This is a genomic window from Planosporangium thailandense (genome assembly GCF_011947195.1).
Classification (GTDB): domain Bacteria; phylum Actinomycetota; class Actinomycetes; order Mycobacteriales; family Micromonosporaceae; genus Planosporangium; species Planosporangium thailandense.
In genome coordinates, this window is sequence record NZ_JAATVY010000026.1 from 15,834 (window position 1) to 32,611 (window position 16,778).

Sequence of the window (16,778 nt, forward strand, 5' to 3'; positions counted from 1 at the left end):
CAAGCGCCGTGCCGACCACGGCGCGCAGCCGCACCGGCCGGCGGAAAGTGTCGGTGGTCGTCGATAGCGTCCATAGTGACCGTCGACGGAGGGAACCCCATGAACGCCACCGGGACCGCGATCACCGGCGAGCGCGCCGACCTGCTCGAGGTGTTGGCCAAGCACCGCTTCTTCCTGCGGCACACCGTGCGGGACCTCACCGACGAGCAGGCCGCCCAGCGCACCACCGTGAGCGAGCTGTGCCTCGGTGGGATCGTCAAGCACGTGGCGGACGCCGAGCGGATGTGGGCGAACTTCATCCTCGAGGGCCCGCTGGCGATGCCGTCCTGGACCGACCCTTCGGTTGTCGAGCGCTATGCGGACGGCTTCCGGATGCTCCCCGGGGAGACCCTCGCGGGGCTGCTCGAAGGGTACGACGCCGTGGCCCGGCGCACCGACGACCTGGTGCGGACGCTGCCGGACCTCGACGCCGCCCAGCCGTTGCCGGAGGCGCCGTGGTTCGAGCCCGGTGCACGCTGGTCGGCGCGGCGGGTCCTGTTGCACATCATCGCCGAAACGGCGCAGCACGCCGGGCACGCCGACATCATCCGCGAAGCTCTCGACGGGGCGAAATCGATGGGCTGAGGACTGCCGGATCTCCCGGCGCAGCCGTGGGCCTCCACCACCCACGGGGAGAGGTCCCGTCCCGGCCGAACCTGGTCGGGCGGGATCGGTTACGGCTGCGTCACCAGGGTCCGGTACTCCTGCGGAAGCTGTGCGGTGGTGTCCCGGAACTCCTTCTCGCCCACCACCTCGCGTAGCGTGGCCATCACCGCTTGGGCGTGCGCAAGCGCGTCCTTCCGTGAGGTGCCTTCGAGCCGCGTGATCTCGTTGAGGAACTCGTCGAAGGTGAGCGGCAGCGCCCGGCCCTCGCTGCGGGCCAGGCCGCGGTCGAGCGCGGGGTACAGGTCACGGGGCAGGAAAGCCCGCAGGTCGTTGATCTGTCCGGCGCTGACCCGGACCGCCAGCTCTTCGAGCACGGACTCCAGCGCCTTGCGGGCGTTGTCGCGGTCGAGTCCGGTATGGTCGGCCACGCGGTTGACGATCTCGTCGAGCGGCCACGGCCTCCCGGCGTACGCGCGCACCTCCGGTCCCGGCCGGGGCGGCGCCTGCACCTCGGCCGCCTCCAGCAGCGGCCCGAAGTCCTTGGGCAGCTGCGAGCCCATGTCGAAGAATTCCTTGGGCCCCAGCGACGTCCAGAGTGCCGAGAGCACAGCGCGGGCCACCCGCTCGGCGGTCTCCCGACCTCCGCCCGTCCGCTCCTCGACGCGGCGGAGGAAGTCGTCCAGCCCGAAGGTGGCGGTCGGGCCCTCGCGCTGCAGGCACGGCCGTAGCTCCTGGGGAAGCCGTGGGGCCAGATCTTCCAGTTCGCCCTTTGAGACGCGCTGCGAGAGCGTTTTCAGCGTGAAGCAGGTGATGTCCGCGGCCCGACCGGGTGGGATGTCGGTCAGTTGCTCGACCGTGGTGAGGAAACCTTGATAGTCCATTGCCGGTCCTCCTGACTGCCGGCCGTGTCCTAGGGTCCAATCTAGGTGCAGCCCGGTGACGGGCTTCGTCGGCCTCGTACGCCCCGGTTGTGACGGCCGGGACAGGTGACGGGGGACGTGGCTGCGGTGCGCCGCCAGCGATCGGCGCGGGTGCGCCGCCAGCGATCGGCGAGTCGCCGGCGTGCGAACCCGGAGGAGATGGGGGAGCCGACCGGAAAGCCGCCCCGGCAGCCGGTTTCCCGTACGCCTGAGCCGATCGTGGCGGCCGACGTTGACGCCCACGGCACTGGTGGTCGCTGACGCCACGCTACCGACGACGGTGGATGGCACGGTCCTGACTGGCGGTCGGTGTCCCGCCCTGGAATCGTCAACTATGGGTTGACGCGATGGCATCGTCAACCTATGGTTGACGCATGGCCGAACCAGTACGCGCAACCCACGCCGTCCGCCTCGACGACCTGATCGAGGCGATCAAGAAGGTGCACGCCGACCCGCTCGAGCAGCTCTCCGACGCGGTCATCGCCGCCGACCACCTCGGGGAGGTCGCCGACCATCTCATCGGACACTTCGTCGACCAGGCCCGGCGGGCGGGCGCGTCGTGGACCGACATCGGTCGCAGCATGGGGGTGAGCAAGCAGGCCGCCCAGAAGCGCTTCGTGCCCAAGGCGTCCGATCTGGATCCGCAGGAGGGATTCAGCCGCTTCACCCCGCGAGCCCGCAAGGTGGTGATCGCGGCGCAGAGCGAGGCGCGCGCCGCCGGCAATGCCGAGATCCGCGTCGAGCACCTGGTGCTCGGTCTGATCGGCGAGCCCGAGGGGCTCGCTGCGAAGGCGATCGTCGGACAGGGGATACCGCTGGAACGGGTGCGCGAGGTGGCGACGAAGACCCTGCCGGCCCCCACCGACAAGGTCCCCGATCTCGTCCCGTTCGACGGGCGGGCGAAGAAGGCCCTGGAGTTGACGTTCCGGCAGGCCCTACGGCTGGGGCACAACTACGTCGGCACCGAGCACATCCTGCTCGCCCTGCTGGAACTGGAGGACGGCACCGGAGTGCTCGGGGGTCTCGGCGTCGATCCTGCCCGGGCCGAGGCCGACATCGCCGCCGCGCTCGCGTCGCTGTCCTGAATTGTGCTCCACACCGGGCTGCGTGGAACCTGACTCCACGCGGCCCGGCCGGAGCGTGTCCGGCCGCAACGGCGAGGTCCGGTATTGCGGGAGGGTCCTGATAGGACCTAATCCCAGCCGGAGATCCGCCACTCGTTGCCGGTCTTGGTCAGCCGGAGCGTCTTGCCGTCGGTGGCGTGGAAGGCGGCGAGCGAACGTACCGCGCTGCTGCGCGGCGCCGGGCTGCCCTTCACCCGGACCGTCACCGTCTTGTACGTCTTGACGTCCCGCGTATAGACCAGGGCGTCGGTCTTGCCCTTGTAGACGACGTGGCCGACGCTGACGTGCTGGAGCTCCCTCAGCTCACTCACGGGTATCCCGCCCAGCCGCTGGCGCAGTGTCGCCGGGCAGTCGCCGAGCTGCCGCCGCAGGTTGTCGGTGAACAGCTGGCAGGCGGCGGAGTAGTTTTCGTCGCCGAGATCGTGGAAGTAGTTCTCGGCCGGCCCGGCGGCGTAGCTGTTACTGCGGGAGCAGCCGGTCGCGGCCAGCACGGTCACGGTCATCGCCACCGGCAGTGCCAGGGTCGTTCGTCGCATCGCCGCCGGTCCTCGTGGTCGGTGTCGGGCCCAACGCGCATGTCCCGCTGCGCCCGGTGCGACGCGACCGGAGCGGATACCACCGTGGAGGCCGCGCGGCGTACCGGCCGGCGCAGCAGTGGACAGGCCGCCTAAGAGTAGCGGTGTTCCGCCAGCCCGCCAGGTGGCTGTGAACGACGGCCGCGATGCGGCTGCGAACGATGGCCGCGATGCTCTAGAAGCTGGCCCGCGGGGCGCCCCTGCCCGGATCGATCCTGGCCGTACCCTTGGCGTTCGGCCGCACGTCGAAGTCGAAGATCTCGGTCGGGATGTACACGGTCGCGCACGAGTTGGGGATGTCCACCACCCCGGAAAAGCGCCCCTCGATCGGGGCCGCGCCCAGCAACAGGTAGACCTGCTCCGGGGTGTACCCGAACCTGGTCAGATAGTCGATGGCGTGCAGGCAGGCCCGCTTGTACGCCAACTGCGAGTCCAGGTAACGCTGCTCACCCTCCGGCGTCACGGACAGGCCGGAGAAGGCCAACCACTGGCAGTACCGCGGATCGGTGTTGCCCGGCAGGAAGATGGTGTTCTCCGATACGCCGTACCTGTTCATACCGTCCTTGATCAGGTCCATGTGGAAGTCGATGTACCCGCTCATCTCGATGGCGCCGCAGAAGGTGATCTCACCGTCGCCCTGCGAGAAGTGGAGGTCGCCCACGGAGAACTTCGCGCCGGGCACGTAGACCGGATAGAAGGCCCGCGTTCCCTTCGTAAGATTCTTGATGTCCTGGTTTCCGCCGTTCTCCCGGGGCGGCGCGGTGCGTGCCGCCTCCCGCGCCACTCGGTCGAACTCGTCGCCGGACAGCGTGCCGAGGATCGCGTCGCGGGGTTCCGGCGGCAACGCGAGCGGAGGCACCCGATCGGGATCGGTCGCGATCAGCCTGGCTTCCCGCTCGTTCCACCTGGCCAGCAGATCGGCCGACGGCGCTGTCCCCATGAGCCCCGAGTGGATCATCCCGGTGAACGTGACGCCCGGGACGTGCCGCGACGTCGCCTGCTGCCCGCGGAAGTCCCAGACCGCCTTGTAGGCGTCGGGGAACTCGTCGGTCAGGAACCCGCCGCCGTTGCGCTTCGCGAAGATCCCCGTGTACCCCCAGCCCATGCCGGCGAGCGGGCCGGAGTCCTCCGCCATCGGGCCGACGTCGAGGATGTCGACGATGAGCAGGTCGCCCGGTTCGGCGCCGTCGACGGCGAACGGCCCGCTGAGCGCATGCACGATGGACAGCGGGGCGTCCCGCACGTCCTCGGCCGAGTCGTCGTTGCGCATCCATCCGTCGAACCACTCGCGGCAGTGCACCCGGAACGTCTGACCGGGTCGGACGGTGGCGACCGGCGGGATGTCGGGATGCCACCTGTTGTGGCCGACCTTCTCCTGGTCGGTGAACTTACGCGTCGGATCCAGCCGGAACAGTACCTCGGGCATCGCGGTGTCCCTTCCGGAGCGACGCGGTGGGAGTGGGGGGAGGTCTCGTCAGGGGCGGGGCAGGCGAGCCAGCGCCGGGCTGGCCTGACGACGCCGCGCCGGTCGCGGCCGCGGGGGAACGCTCGTCACCACCTCGGGTGTTTCCGCGCTGCGCTCGGTCCGGTCGATCGCGGCGGCCAGCGACTGCGGCGTACGTGTGAGCAGGGGCGCGGAGAACACCCTGGCGGCGTCCGCCCCGCACGCGGAGCAGGTGACCCGCGCGGCCGCCGCGCCGATCGGGAACCGGACCTCGAAGTCGCCGTCGCGTGGACAGCGGTACTCGTACGTCGCCACCGGCAGGGTGCTTTCCCGGTCCGGCCCGGCTAAACCAGGGGCCGCCCTCGGCGCGCTGATTGGCGATTGCCCGTTCTGGGCACCACCCGGAGCGTGAATCCCGTCGACCGGACCATGCGGAGGATCGACAGCGCCCAGCGCCGTTCGGGCCTCGTGGCCTTCGCGTACGCGGTGTTCAAGAAGTTCGGCGACGACCAGGCCGGCAACCTGGCCGCGTTGCTCGCGTACTACGCGTTCGTGTCGATTTTCCCGCTGTTGCTGGCCTTCACGACCGTCCTCGGGTACCTGCTCAGAGACAATCCGTACCTGCAACAGCGGTTGGTGCACTCCGCGCTGGTGGAGTTTCCGGTCATCGGCGATCAGATCAGGACCGCCGGGCTGCGCGGGCACTGGTACGTGCTGGTGACCAGCGTGCTCGTCAGCGTCTGGGGCGCGCAGGGTGTCGCCACGGCCGCCCAGAACGCCTTCAACGGCCTGTGGAGCGTGCCGTACGCGCGGCGGCCCGGCTTCCCGGCCTCGCTGGCGCGCAGCTTCGGCCTGCTCGGCGTGATGGGGCTGGCCGTGCTCGTCACCGGCCTGCTGTCGGGCGTGGGCGGTGGCACCGGCTCGATCGGCGTGCTGCTGCGGATCGCGGCGTTCGCCGTCTCGGCGGTGTTCAACATCGGTATCTTCCTTCTCGGGTTCCGGCTGGCCACGGCGCCGGAGGTGCGCTTCCGTGACCTGGCGGCCGGCGCGGTCTTCTCGGCCGTCGTCTGGCAGGCGCTGCTGGCCATCGGCACCGTGCTGGTGGCCCACCAGATACGCCATCAGCAGGCGCTGTACGGCACGTTCGGGGTCGTGCTCGGCCTGCTCGCGTGGCTGCACCTGCAGGCGCGGCTCATGCTGTACGCGGTGGAGGTCGACGTGGTGCGCGCCCGCCACCTGTGGCCGCGCAGCGTGGTCGCGCCGCCGCTGACCCGCGCCGACCGGGCGGCCTACCGGGCGTACGCGGAGAGCACCCGGCGCCGGCCGGCCGACGAGCAGGACGTGGAGGTCCACTTCGCCGGCGACGCCCCGACGGACGTGGGGTGATCCCCCCGCCGTCCGTCGTGGTTTCAGCCGGCGGTGGCGGGTAGGTGCCGACCGACGACGAGGAAACCGGGGGTCGTCATGACCCAGAAGAAGGCCGGCGTACGCACCGGTGAGGCCACCTCGAAGACCCTGAAGTACGCCCAGGTGGTCAACTCACCTGACGAGATACCCGACGAGCCCGGCAAGAGCCTGGTCACCACGAACCACGAGGTGATCCGGAAGTGGGCGGAGGAGCGCGGAGCGGTCCCCGCCACCGTCGCCGGCACCGAACACGAAGGCCGCCCCGGCGTGCTGAGGTTCGACTTCCCGCCGCTCGGCGCCGACGACCGGCTCCGCCAGGTCGGTTGGGACGGGTGGTTCGGCACCTTCGACGGCCGCGGCCTCAAATTCATCTTCCAGGAGAAGCTTGCGAACGGCCGGCAGAGCAACTTCTTCCGGCTGGAGAACCCGGAACGGGAGGACGCCTGATCGCGGTGCTGTCCGCGTCCGCGTGATCCCGCCCCGGGTTTTCCCGAGGTGCCGCAGGCACCCGGTCAGGCGCGCGATGCGATGGGCGCGGCGGTGACGGTGCGGTTGCGGCCGGCTTCCTTGGCGGCGTACAGGGCCCGGTCGGTGGCGAGCGTGAGGTCGTCGGGCGTGTCGACGTGGTCGGGGAGCAGCGCCCCACCGACCGAGACCGTCACGTTGATGAGTGTCTGTGCGTCAACCGCCATGGGCGTGTTGGCCATGCAGCGGCGGATGCGTTCGGCGACGTCGGCGAGGTCCGCGTCGTTGACCTGCGGCAGGAGAACTGCGAACTCTTCGCCGCCGTAGCGGGCGACGATGTCGCCGGGTCGCACCACGGCCTTCAGCCGGTGCGCGACCTCGCACAGGACCCGGTCGCCGCCGTGGTGACCGTGGGTGTCGTTGACGTGTTTGAAGTGGTCGACGTCGAGCAGGAGCAGGCCGAGCGACGCATTCTGGCGGCGGGCGCGGGCGGTTTCGGTGTCGAGTGCCTGCTGGAGGAACCGTCGGGTGCGCAGGCCGGTGAGGGCGTCGGTGATGGCCATGTGGCGCTGCGCCTGGATCAGGACGGCCATGCGGGCGATGACCAGCAGGAAGAGGGCGATGCAGCCGGTGGTCACCAGCGGGAGGAACGTCGGCGCGTGGCGCAGGTACTGCACGAGCTCCGCGGTCGGGGCCAGCACGGCGGCGACGGCGAGCACCAGCAGCCGGCCGGCGGTGGCGTCCGGACCGGCGGCCGGCGAGGGCTCCGCCACGCGGGTCATGGAGGCGTGCAGGCCGGAGGCGCCCATCAGCGCGTAGCACAGCATCCACCCCGCGTCGGTCCAGCTGCCGTCGAAGTAGGTGCCGAGCAGGGTCTGCACGCCGTACACGGTGTCGGTCAGCAGGCTCGCGGCCAGGCCGGCGGAGAGTAGCCAGAACGCCGTGGTGCGGACGCCGGCGCCGAGCACGAGCCGGGCGGCGACCGCGAGCAGGAGCAGGTCTCCGAGCGGGTACGCGACCGCCGCCGCCCGGTCGAGCGGAGTGAGGTCGGTCGCGAGCGCCGATGGGCTGATCAGGTAGATCCACGACAGCAGCGCCGCGCTGACGGTGATGATGGTGGCGTCGATGATGCTCGGGGCGTCCCAGCCGGGGGTCCGGCGGCGGACCATCAGCATCAGGCCCACGGCCTGCACCGGGAATGCGGCCAGCAGGAGCGGGTCGGCGGCGGTGACGCTGGCGTCGCTGTGCAGGAGCAGGTGGATCACGTCGTACGTGATCTCGCCGGCGGCGGTGAACGCCTGCCCGGCCGCGATCACCAGCCAGGGCGTGCGTGCGGGTGGCCGGTGCCGCCGTACGCCGAGCAGGAACGCCGCGACGGACCCGCAGACGACCACGCCGTACGTGATCGTCTGCAACGAGGCGCCGACCGGCCCGGCCAGGGGCACCAGGTAGTAGACCCCGGCCAACACCACGACGGAGGCGATGAACCCGGCCCAGGCCGGCGGCCGGCGCCACCCGGACAGCATCGACGGCCCGGCCACGGTGGTGGCGTCGCGGGCCGGCAGTTCACTCGTGGTCATCGGCCCTCACCTGAGCGTACGAATACCGTTGTCGACGATTACGAGGCTGAGGCGCCACCGGTGCGGCTCGGTTGCGCCGGCAGAGCGAGCAGGTCAGGATCGCTCGGCAGATACCGCACGAACTGCGATCGCGGAACCGTACGAACGGCTGGATCTTATGCCTGAATGTCCCAATAGGGACCAACCGTTTCTTTTCGTTACGTCTACGGCGGCCGGGCTGAACGGCGTCGCCTGGTAACTGAGTGGTGTGCAGGGGAGACGGAAAAGTGGATGTTCTGGTCACCGACGATCGGGTGAACGGTGCGACGGTCGTCGCCCTGGTCGGGCAGCTCGACCTCGATACCGCCCCGCTGCTGTACGCCACGTTCGAACGGCTGCGCGCCCGGTCGGTCACCCGCGTCGTCGTCGACCTCGGCGCGCTGACCTACTGCGACTCCACCGGGCTGTCGGCTCTCGCGCTCGCCAGCAACCACTGCGTCGAAGCCGGCGGGTACCTGCGGCTGGCCGTGCTGAACCCCTTCGTTCTGCAACTGGTGACCGCCCTCGGCATCGCGCGGACCGTGCCCATCTACCGCACCGTCGACGCGGCCCTCGCCGGCGACCTGGATGGCCTCGTCGCCGTATCGTGCAGGCAGAGCCCCTGGACAGTGCCGAGCCAGCCGGGCATACCGAACCGGCGGCTCGCGGTGGCGTCGACCGGGCGTGGCGCGCCAGCACGCCCGAATGTCGCACCGCACGCCCGGAGGCCGGTGCCGGCGCCAGCGGTATCGGCTGCCGGCTGGCGCTGACGGGCACCGCTCCCACCCACCGCTCCGCCGCCGACGTCTTTGCCTCAAGTCGTCCCGCACCGCGCCGATCCTGCGTCCGGCCGTCGTGCGACGTGGGGAGGTGAACGGGTGGCGTCAGATCAACCGGTGATCCGGCCGCGGTGGATCCACGCCGGCTGGCCGACGGCTGTCCTCGTCTTCGCCACCGCGTACGTTCTCCTGCCCGGCCTGGCGCGCGACTGCGTCTTCCTGCTCGGCAACCTGCTGCCCATCGCCGCGATCGTCACCAGCCTGCGGATCTACCCGCTGACCTACCGCCTGCCGTGGTACCTGGCCGGCACCGGCGTCACCCTGATGACCGTGCCGAACGTGGTGTGGATCATCCAGGTGGACCTCCTGGGTCGGGCGAGTGCGACGCCGTGGGGGTACGTCGCGCTCGCCTGCGGGCATCTCACCCTGCTCAGCGGCAGCGTCGCCATCGTCCTGCGCCACGCGCCGACCGACCCCGGCGGTGTCATGCACGCCGCCCTGGTCGGCCTCGGCCTGTCCGGTCCCATCTGGCAGGTGCTGGTGCGCCCCGGGCTGGTTGCCGCGGGCGTTCCACCACTGCGCCGGGGCGCGCTGCTGATCATCGTCGTGGCGCTCATGACCCTGCTGGGCACGCTGCTGCGGGTCCTGAAGACGACGGTCAAGGCGAGGGCCAACCTCTACTTCTTCATCCTGGCCATGGCCGGCGGTATGGCCGCGGTCGTCGCGATGGCACTCACGGCAGGCCCGCACCGGACGACCGCGACACTGCTGGCCGAATCGCTGTGGTTCACCGCGTACTTCGGCTGCGCGGCGGCTGCCCTCCATCCGTCCGTCGTCGACCTGACCACGCCGGACGGCGTACACCCCGACGACCTGTCCGCCCGCCGGATGCTCAGTACCGCCGCCGTGCTCAGCATGCCCGCGTTGACCGCGGGCGTCACTCTCGCCGTCGGCGGCTCGCCGGACGTGCTGATGCTGATCGTCAGCACGCTGGTGTGCATTCCCCTCCTGCTGGTCCGGTTCTGGAACCTGGCCGTGCGGCGGATGAAGGCCGAGCAGGCCCTGGCCCACCAGGCCAGTCACGACGAGCTGACGGGCCTGCCCAACCGCCGCACCCTGCTGGAGGAGGTCGACGCGGCGATGCGGCGGCTGCGCGCCGGAGCGCTTCCGTCCGTCGGCGTCCTCTTCTGCGACCTCGATGGATTCAAGCCGATCAACGACACTCTCGGGCACCAGGCCGGCGACGATGTCCTGCGCGTGGTCGGGCACAGGCTGCGGCAGTGCGTGCGCGGCGCGGACGTCGTCGGGCGCTTCGGCGGCGACGAGTTCCTCGTCGTGTGCGGCGGGGTCGACGAGCGCGAGGTCGGTGACCCCGCCGAACGGATCCGGCGGAGCCTGAGCGAGCCCGTCCGGGTACGGGGAGAGGCGTGCGTCGTCGGGGCGAGCGTCGGGGTGGCCGTCACGACCGGGGACGACGCCGCGTCCGGCGAAGCCCTGATCGCGCGGGCCGACCAGGCGATGTACGCGATCAAGCAGTCCAGGGGCGGGGCGCGTCGGGCCGCGTGACACCGTCGCGCGCGAATCCGTGACCGACGTTGATATGGTCGGCGCGGGCCAAGCGGCCATTGACATTCCGCTGCGCTGGGAGCCGACGTGATCGAGGAGGTCCTTCCCGAGGATGTCCGGTCGGCCGAGGCGTTCGACGACCTCGGCCCCGCGCCGCTGTTCGCCGAGGAGGCCGCGCAGCTGGAGCGCGCGGTCGACAAGCGGCGTGCGGAGTTCGCGACCGTTCGCGCGTGCGCCCGGCGGGCGCTCGGCGAGCTCGGACTCCCGCCGGTCGCGCTGCCGCGTGGTGAGCGTGGGGCGCCCCGCTGGCCGGACGGGATCGTCGGCAGCATGACCCACTGCACCGGCTACCGGGCCAGCGCCGTGGCCTGGGCGGCGAAGGTGCCGACGATCGGTATCGACGCCGAGCCGGCGCTGCCGCTTCCCGGCCGCGTTCTCGGCATGGTGAGCCTGCCGCAGGAACGCGTGATGCTGACGGCACTGGCCGCCGCCGCACCGGCGGTGTGCTGGGACCGGCTGCTGTTCTGCGCGAAAGAAGCGGTGTACAAGGCCTGGTTTCCGCTCGCTCGGCGCTGGCTGGGCTTCGAGGACGCGCTGATCGAGATCGATCCGGGCGGTGTGTTCAGCGTCCGGCTGCTGGTACCCGGACCCAGACTCGCGGACGGCGAGGTGACCGGGTTCGCCGGCCGCTGGCTGACGCGTGACGGCCTGCTGCTCGCGGCGGTCGCGTCGTGCGCCGTCGGCTGACCCCGCTTTCCGTCTATTAGGGACGTTCGAGGGCCGATCTCGTTGCCCGGCCGTGGTTCGGTCCCGGTGACCGACCGGTTGCGCGCTATCGCATCCGGTCTTCTCCAGGGGTGGGGGAGTGCCTAGGCTGTGCCGATGCGCCGTGACGTCGACGCCGACCACAGCGATCCGGTTGACAGCGAGGTCGACAGCCACGGCCCCGCCGACGCCGGCCCGGCGCCGGACCGCTGCGGGTGGCCGGCCCGCCACCGGCACCGGCGCAGGCACGCCAGCCCCCGGCCCGCTCGGGCCGGGCTCAGGCTGGTCGCGGTGGCGCTGTCAGCCGTCACCGTTGCCCTCGCCATCGGCGGGACCGCGATCACCGTCGCGAAGCCCGGCGGTCCGGCGGTGGCCACGGCCGCCACCCGCGAGCTTCTGATCGTCACGCAGCCGGGTCCGGCGACCGACGGCGGCCCGGCGCCGTCGGCGAACGCGCGGGCGAGTTCGCCGCGCCGGCCGGTGGTCGGGCTGAACCGGGCCGCGATGGACAACGCAATCGTCATCATCGAGGTCGGCCGGGAGCTGAACCTTCCCAGGCGCGCCCTGGTCGTGGCGGTCGCGACGGCGCTGCAGGAGACCGGGCTGCGCAACCTGGCCAACATGACCGTGCCCGAGTCGCTGAGCCATCCGCACCAGGGCGTGTACCACAACTTCGACTCGGTGGGCCTGTTCCAACAGCGGCCGAGCCAGGGCTGGGGAACCGTCGCGGAGCTGATGGACCCGCCGACGGCCACCCGGCTGTTCTACCGCCGGCTTCTGGCGGTCCCCGGTTGGCAGACGATGAGCATCAGCGACGCCGCCCAGGCGGTGCAGCGCTCCGCGTTTCCCGGCGCCTACGACAAGCAGCGGGTACGCGCGCAGCAGATCGTCGACGCCGTCACCTGACCACCGCTGGACCCGGCCGGCCGTCAGCGGCCCAGCCGATCGACCACCCCGCGCCACGCGCGAGCGGCCGACCCGCGTGACGTCCGGCGCGCACGCCGCCGCTTCAGTACGACCACTGCCGCCCCGGTGGCGACCACGCCAGCCCCGACGGCGGCCCACCACCCGGTACGCCGGCGCACGCCATCGCTGATCCGTACCCGCGCCGGATTCGCTCGGGCGCTGCCGACGGCGGTCGTGACCGCGGCGTACGTCGCACGTGGTGCGGCCGTGCTCTCAGCCCGTACGTCGTGCCGCCGCCGCGCCGCCAGGGTTACCGCCCGCAGGTCCAATCTGATGCTCTCGACCATCCGCTCGGGCGTGATGGAGCCGATCCGGCGCAGCCGCCCGGCGCCGAGCAGCGCCACTCCGGCAGCCGTGGCGAACAGCGCGACGGTCACCACGAGCGCCGCGGCCCAGACCGGCAGTACCGTGGCGAGCAGCGCGGCCACCGCCGTCAGCAGCGCGGCGATGCCGTAGAGAACCGTGACCCCGGCCGCGCCGAACAGGGCCGCACCCGTGCCCGCGCTGCGGGCCTTCGGTCGCAGCTCCGCCCAGCCGGCCCGCGATTCGGCGCGAATCAACCGGCCCGCCTGCGTGAGTACGGTACGGGCAAGCGCGGCCGTGGAGGCTGCGCGCCGCGTGGTACGACCACCGGTCCCGCCCACCCGGCCGGTGTCGACAGCAGTGTTCACGTTTCATGGATGCCCATCTCGGCCATCCGGCAATCGCGGGACCTCGGCCGCCCTGCTCAGCCCGGATCCACCACCGGGTGCGTGGCCGGCAGCAGGTCCAGCGCGTCCGCCCGGGCAGCCCCGTCGACGCTTCCGAATATCCGCAGCCGGGATATCAGCCCGCGGGCCCGAAGCGCCTCGGATACCGGGTGGGTGGGGGCTGCCAGGCGGAGCTCGATCCCGGCGGTCGTGGCCGCCCGGTCACATGCGTCGAGCATCGCCAAGCCGGCGGAGTCGCACGTTTCCAGCCCGGCGAGGTCCATGACCAGGACCGGCCGCTCGCCGGCGAGCAGCCACGCCACTTCCGGCTCGACGGTGAGCACCGTGGCCGCACACAGCTTGCCGGTCAGGGCGAGTACGGCGACGCCGCGCACCTCGTACCTCGACCACGTCAACTCCATTCCTCAGCGTTACCCAGCGGACCGGCGCGTCGCACATGGTCGCTGGCTATTGACAGTTCGTGATACATGGGTGCGATCTGTTCCGTCCGCGGCGATCGCGCCGTACCGTGGCGCCCCAGCACTGTGCGCTGGCTGGTCGAGGTACGGGGAGAGATAGGCGCCGAGGCTTCCGGCCGGATACGCGATGCGCTCGTCCACGCCGCGACCAGGGTGATGCCGACGCGGATCGTTCTCGACCTGCTGCACGTGGCCTTCATCGACTCGACCGGAATCGAAGCGATCGTCGCCGGTCGCACCGTCGCGAGCCGGATGGCCGTCGGATTCGTGCTGCGACAGCCCAACGGCGTCGTCGCCCACCAGCTTCGCCGCATCGGCCTCCTCGACACGCTGATGGCCGATCGGTAGTTTTCCGGCCACTGTCCGGGTCCACGTCACGTCTCCGCATCGACTGCGCGACCTGCCTGTTCGCCGGCCGGCGCCGGCGTTGTGGCGACCCGCGCGGTCCGGATCGGTCATCCGGATATGGACTGCCCGTCGTTCGGCAGGGCTATGATGGCCGAACTATGGACACCGACGCCGCTGCCCAGGGGAAGCCGACTCTGCAGATCGGAGTCGAGCCGGTCGGGCGTGGCGAGGTCACCGTGTCGGTGCGCGGTGAGCTCGACTGCGCGACCAACGGCCAGCTTCGCGCTGCGCTGACCGAGCTGCTCAACCGCGGTGGGCTCACCGCCATCGGCCTCGACCTCCGTGGTCTGGAGTTCATCGACTCCACCGGAATCGGCACCCTCGTCGTGGCGCAGCGTATCTGTCGCGAGATGGGTGTCCGGCTGCGCCTGACCGCTGTCAACGCGTTCGCGGCGCGTGTTCTCGGCGTGGTCGGCGTCGATGCCGCGCTCGGGCTTCCGGCGACCGCCACTGACGCAGCCGCTCTCGTCGGGGCCGACTAGGGCGGGTCCCCGGGCCGCACCGTTTCTGACACAGGCCCTACGCGCCGTTTAGTCGACCGATCACGGGGCAGAGGTCACGAGCGTTCATTCCGGCGCGGCGTGGGAGGCTGGAACGGCCGGACCGGCTCCGGACCGGTGACCTCCTCTATGGACAGTACGGCGCGGAACGTGCTGCTCGCCGCCCGGCGCAGAGCGCGTAGCGTCAGCGGTACGGCCGGCGCGCCGTCCCCGACGTACGGGCAGCCGCGCGGTCAGCGCTGCCGGTGGGAGAGGTCCATCAGGTCGCCGAACTCCCGCGGGAGTTGCGACATGACGTCCCGGAACTCCTTGTGCCCGACGGCGTCGTGCATGGCCTGCAGGACCGAGCCGATGCCCCGTTCGGCGATGGCGCGCGGGACGCCGGCCCGGCCGGCGACCCGGTCCACGAACTCGTCCAGGGGGAAGTCGGGCGCCGGCTCCTGACCCTTGATCAGTAAGGCCCGGAACTGGTCGGGCAGGTGGGCGGGCAGATCGTCCGCCTCGCCGGCGGTGAGCCGCTCGGCCAGCGTGCGTAGCGTCGCCTCGGTCAGAGCCCTGGCCTGATCCTCGGGAACGCCCGCGCGCTCCGCTACCTTGTCGATGAACGCCAACTCCGCCATGGTGACCGCCCCGTCCGGCGTCCTGTCGCGTCCTGTCCGAACCCGTCGTGTCCCGCCCGAAGCAGAGCCGTCTACCCGCGCGGCGCTGTCGCAAACCGGCTCGCGTACCCCGTGCGGTCAGCGGATGGTCACGATGAGCCGGCCATGAGTTGCCGGGTGACGTCGGCGCAGACGTTCGCGCCGTACGCCAGGCCCCGCGAGCCGTCGTAGCGGGCGAGGACGGAGAGGATCCACTTGTCCTGCACGGCGAGGCAGGCGACATGCCACTGGCCCTCGTCATAGATCAGGGTCCAGCCGTTCTTGATCGCGGTCGTACCCGCGACGTTGGCGGGGAGCGCGTCGACGATCCCGAAGCGGCCCTCGCCCCGGACCTGCCGCATCTGGTCGAGGATCCATGCCGTCCAGTTCGGGCCGGCGGCGCGGCCGTCGGCGACGCACAGGCCGAGACGGGTCGCATCGGCGGCCGTGATCTGGGTCTTGCTCCACCAGCCGTCGACCATCGTGGTGTTCGTGAGGCCGCACATGGAGATCATGCGGTCGACGACGTCGTCGCCGCCGTCGAGTCGGTAGATGTCCTCGGCCGCCTGGTCGTCGCTGTCGCGGATCATCGTGGTCAGCTCGTCGAGCCGCTGCTGGCTGGGTGCGTTGCCGGCGGCGGCCTGGCGGCGCAGGTAGTCGCTGGAGATCCAGATCTTGATCATCGACTCGGTGGTGCTGGTTTCGGTGGCGTCGTTCGCCGAACCACTGATGGCGCCGGTGGTGCGGTCCATGAGCGCCCAGGAGAAGAAGCCGTCGACGTTGACGTTCACCGGTCCGGCCGTGAGCCGGACGCCGGGGGTGGCCGTCGGGGACGGGGCGGCCGCCGATGGCGCGTCGGCCGCCGCGGACGTACCGACGCCCGCCGGTGTCTTCGCCGCCGCGTTCGCCGCCGACGAGGTGAGGTGGTACGCGGCCAGGATCGACGCCGTGGTGCTCAGGATGAGAAGGGCGGCCAGCGCGAACCGACCCGGACCCCGACCGCGTCGGGGTCGTGCCGCGGGTGCCCCGCTGGCGGTGGGCGGGCTGACGGGGGCTGCCGCCGCCTGGGAGCGGTAGACGGTGCCACTGGTGGTGGGTGGGCGGTTCGTCCGCTGGGGGGTGTTACCGGTCTGCTCGTTCACAGCTTGTGCTCTTTGCCGGGTCGTACGCGTGTTGCCACGTTTGAGAGGTATACCGGAAACCTATCCGGACCCTGTCAGGGTGCTGTTCGGAAGTTGTGAAAGTCTCGCGGCCGGCGGTCCACGGCTTACCAGACCTTTACGTTCGCTTTGCCGGATACAAGCACCGCTCCGGCAGCGTTAGGGGACGTAGCCGTCCGGTACGACGTGGAGGAGTACCCACCGATGAGACTGACCCGTAAGGCGTTCGCCGTCGGCGCGATCAGCGCCGGCCTGCTGGCCGCCGGCGCGACCGGCGCCTTCGCCGCCACCGCTGCCAGCCCCAGCCCGGCGGCATCGACCGGCGGCACCCACAAGACGGTGAACGAGCTCAAGCATCGGGCCGACCAGCGGCTGGACAAGCTGACCGCGCGGGCCAACGCGGCGCGGCAGCGGGTGGACGCCAACCAGAAGCTGACCGCCGCGCAGAAGGCGAAGCTCGACGCCGACCTCGACAAGCTCGTCACCGACGCCGCCACCGCCCGCCACCAGGTGGATGCGGTGACCGACCGGGTGGGCCTGAAGGCGGCCCGCGCGGCGCTGAGGACCGTCCAGGCCGACCGAAGGCAGCTGGTCGCGGACCGCAAGGCCGTGAACGCCGCGCGCCACGACCCGACCTCGGGCAGCTGAAC

Annotated in this window: 20 protein-coding genes; 11 read left to right on the forward strand and 9 right to left on the reverse strand. The window is 71.2% G+C overall.

Features of this window, described 5'->3' with window-relative positions; all coding sequences use genetic code 11:
- The first annotated feature begins 99 nt into the window (after positions 1-99).
- Positions 100-624: a DinB family protein gene (locus tag HC031_RS25890; RefSeq protein WP_167928035.1), complete on the forward strand. Its 525-nt coding sequence runs from the start codon at positions 100-102 to the stop codon at positions 622-624.
- Positions 625-713: 89 nt separating this feature from the next.
- Here the strand turns inward: HC031_RS25890 and HC031_RS25895 are convergent, their stop codons facing one another.
- Positions 714-1,526: a DUF2267 domain-containing protein gene (locus tag HC031_RS25895; RefSeq protein ID WP_167928036.1), complete on the reverse strand. Its 813-nt coding sequence runs from the start codon at positions 1,524-1,526 to the stop codon at positions 714-716.
- 413 nt (positions 1,527-1,939) lie between these two features.
- On the opposite strand from HC031_RS25895, the gene HC031_RS25900 reads away from it, so the two are divergent.
- Positions 1,940-2,650: a Clp protease N-terminal domain-containing protein gene (locus HC031_RS25900; RefSeq protein ID WP_167928037.1), complete on the forward strand. Its 711-nt coding sequence runs from the start codon at positions 1,940-1,942 to the stop codon at positions 2,648-2,650.
- Positions 2,651-2,757: 107 nt separating this feature from the next.
- Here HC031_RS25900 and HC031_RS25905 read toward each other — a convergent pair whose 3' ends face one another.
- The 3 genes from HC031_RS25905 to HC031_RS25915 form a co-directional block, all read right to left on the reverse strand.
- On the reverse strand, positions 2,758-3,225 hold the full coding sequence (locus HC031_RS25905; protein WP_167928038.1) for a hypothetical protein: 468 nt from the start codon (positions 3,223-3,225) through the stop codon (positions 2,758-2,760).
- Between the two features lie 214 nt (positions 3,226-3,439).
- Complete coding sequence (fmdA, locus tag HC031_RS25910; protein WP_167928039.1) at positions 3,440-4,690, reverse strand: formamidase; 1,251 nt, start codon at positions 4,688-4,690, stop codon at positions 3,440-3,442.
- Positions 4,691-4,738: 48 nt separating this feature from the next.
- Positions 4,739-5,023 (reverse strand): FmdB family zinc ribbon protein, encoded by a 285-nt coding sequence (locus HC031_RS25915; RefSeq protein WP_167928040.1) that lies wholly within the window; start codon positions 5,021-5,023, stop codon positions 4,739-4,741.
- A 93-nt stretch (positions 5,024-5,116) separates the two neighbouring features.
- Between HC031_RS25915 and HC031_RS25920 the strand changes: the two genes are divergently transcribed.
- On the forward strand, positions 5,117-6,094 hold the full coding sequence (locus HC031_RS25920; protein WP_338090833.1) for a YihY/virulence factor BrkB family protein: 978 nt from the start codon (positions 5,117-5,119) through the stop codon (positions 6,092-6,094).
- Positions 6,095-6,172: 78 nt separating this feature from the next.
- Positions 6,173-6,562, forward strand: a complete 390-nt coding sequence (locus HC031_RS25925; RefSeq protein WP_167928041.1) for a hypothetical protein — start codon at positions 6,173-6,175, stop codon at positions 6,560-6,562.
- A 65-nt stretch (positions 6,563-6,627) separates the two neighbouring features.
- Here HC031_RS25925 and HC031_RS25930 read toward each other — a convergent pair whose 3' ends face one another.
- A complete protein-coding gene (locus HC031_RS25930) occupies positions 6,628-8,160 on the reverse strand; it encodes a GGDEF domain-containing protein (protein WP_167928042.1) in 1,533 nt (510 codons plus the stop codon).
- A gap of 266 nt (positions 8,161-8,426) precedes the next feature.
- Here HC031_RS25930 and HC031_RS25935 point away from each other — a divergent pair, with 266 nt between their 5' ends.
- From HC031_RS25935 to HC031_RS25950, 4 genes are all read left to right on the forward strand, one after another.
- Complete coding sequence (locus HC031_RS25935; protein WP_167928043.1) at positions 8,427-8,948, forward strand: anti-sigma factor antagonist; 522 nt, start codon at positions 8,427-8,429, stop codon at positions 8,946-8,948.
- A gap of 108 nt (positions 8,949-9,056) precedes the next feature.
- Entirely contained in the window at positions 9,057-10,523 is a 1,467-nt protein-coding gene (locus HC031_RS34565) for a diguanylate cyclase domain-containing protein (RefSeq protein ID WP_167928044.1), read from the forward strand.
- 87 nt (positions 10,524-10,610) lie between these two features.
- Positions 10,611-11,270, forward strand: coding sequence for a 4'-phosphopantetheinyl transferase superfamily protein (locus tag HC031_RS25945; protein ID WP_167928045.1), 660 nt, complete (start codon positions 10,611-10,613; stop codon positions 11,268-11,270).
- A gap of 135 nt (positions 11,271-11,405) precedes the next feature.
- Positions 11,406-12,194, forward strand: coding sequence for a hypothetical protein (locus HC031_RS25950; protein ID WP_167928046.1), 789 nt, complete (start codon positions 11,406-11,408; stop codon positions 12,192-12,194).
- A 23-nt stretch (positions 12,195-12,217) separates the two neighbouring features.
- Here HC031_RS25950 and HC031_RS25955 read toward each other — a convergent pair whose 3' ends face one another.
- Together HC031_RS25955 and HC031_RS25960 are read right to left on the reverse strand one after the other, a co-directional pair.
- Positions 12,218-12,925 (reverse strand): phage holin family protein, encoded by a 708-nt coding sequence (locus HC031_RS25955; RefSeq protein ID WP_167928047.1) that lies wholly within the window; start codon positions 12,923-12,925, stop codon positions 12,218-12,220.
- 56 nt (positions 12,926-12,981) lie between these two features.
- Positions 12,982-13,359: an STAS domain-containing protein gene (locus HC031_RS25960; RefSeq protein ID WP_167928048.1), complete on the reverse strand. Its 378-nt coding sequence runs from the start codon at positions 13,357-13,359 to the stop codon at positions 12,982-12,984.
- Between the two features lie 129 nt (positions 13,360-13,488).
- Between HC031_RS25960 and HC031_RS25965 the strand changes: the two genes are divergently transcribed.
- Both HC031_RS25965 and HC031_RS25970 read left to right on the forward strand, forming a co-directional pair.
- Entirely contained in the window at positions 13,489-13,770 is a 282-nt protein-coding gene (locus HC031_RS25965) for an STAS domain-containing protein (RefSeq protein ID WP_167928049.1), read from the forward strand.
- A gap of 158 nt (positions 13,771-13,928) precedes the next feature.
- Entirely contained in the window at positions 13,929-14,312 is a 384-nt protein-coding gene (locus tag HC031_RS25970) for an STAS domain-containing protein (protein ID WP_167928050.1), read from the forward strand.
- A gap of 251 nt (positions 14,313-14,563) precedes the next feature.
- Here the strand turns inward: HC031_RS25970 and HC031_RS25975 are convergent, their stop codons facing one another.
- Both HC031_RS25975 and HC031_RS25980 read right to left on the reverse strand, forming a co-directional pair.
- A complete protein-coding gene (locus HC031_RS25975; protein ID WP_167928051.1) occupies positions 14,564-14,950 on the reverse strand; it encodes a DUF2267 domain-containing protein in 387 nt (128 codons plus the stop codon).
- Positions 14,951-15,078: 128 nt separating this feature from the next.
- Complete coding sequence (locus HC031_RS25980) at positions 15,079-16,110, reverse strand: serine hydrolase (protein WP_167928052.1); 1,032 nt, start codon at positions 16,108-16,110, stop codon at positions 15,079-15,081.
- 222 nt (positions 16,111-16,332) lie between these two features.
- Here HC031_RS25980 and HC031_RS25985 point away from each other — a divergent pair, with 222 nt between their 5' ends.
- A complete protein-coding gene (locus HC031_RS25985; protein WP_167928053.1) occupies positions 16,333-16,776 on the forward strand; it encodes a hypothetical protein in 444 nt (147 codons plus the stop codon).
- The last annotated feature ends 2 nt before the right edge of the window (positions 16,777-16,778 follow it).

What these genes read in the sequence shown, in the direction of transcription:
- HC031_RS25900 (WP_167928037.1), top strand. Translation starts at nt 1,940, where the DNA reads ATGGCCGAACCAGTACGCGCAACCCACGCCGTCCGCCTCGACGACCTG.
- fmdA (WP_167928039.1), bottom strand. Translation starts at nt 4,690, where the DNA reads ATGCCCGAGGTACTGTTCCGGCTGGATCCGACGCGTAAGTTCACCGAC.
- HC031_RS25970 (WP_167928050.1), top strand. Translation starts at nt 13,929, where the DNA reads ATGGACACCGACGCCGCTGCCCAGGGGAAGCCGACTCTGCAGATCGGA.
- HC031_RS25930 (WP_167928042.1), bottom strand. Translation starts at nt 8,160, where the DNA reads ATGACCACGAGTGAACTGCCGGCCCGCGACGCCACCACCGTGGCCGGG.
- HC031_RS25895 (WP_167928036.1), bottom strand. Translation starts at nt 1,526, where the DNA reads ATGGACTATCAAGGTTTCCTCACCACGGTCGAGCAACTGACCGACATC.
- HC031_RS25905 (WP_167928038.1), bottom strand. Translation starts at nt 3,225, where the DNA reads ATGCGACGAACGACCCTGGCACTGCCGGTGGCGATGACCGTGACCGTG.
- HC031_RS25985 (WP_167928053.1), top strand. Translation starts at nt 16,333, where the DNA reads ATGAGACTGACCCGTAAGGCGTTCGCCGTCGGCGCGATCAGCGCCGGC.
- HC031_RS25975 (WP_167928051.1), bottom strand. Translation starts at nt 14,950, where the DNA reads ATGGCGGAGTTGGCGTTCATCGACAAGGTAGCGGAGCGCGCGGGCGTT.
- HC031_RS25950 (WP_167928046.1), top strand. Translation starts at nt 11,406, where the DNA reads ATGCGCCGTGACGTCGACGCCGACCACAGCGATCCGGTTGACAGCGAG.
- HC031_RS25890 (WP_167928035.1), top strand. Translation starts at nt 100, where the DNA reads ATGAACGCCACCGGGACCGCGATCACCGGCGAGCGCGCCGACCTGCTC.
- HC031_RS25925 (WP_167928041.1), top strand. Translation starts at nt 6,173, where the DNA reads ATGACCCAGAAGAAGGCCGGCGTACGCACCGGTGAGGCCACCTCGAAG.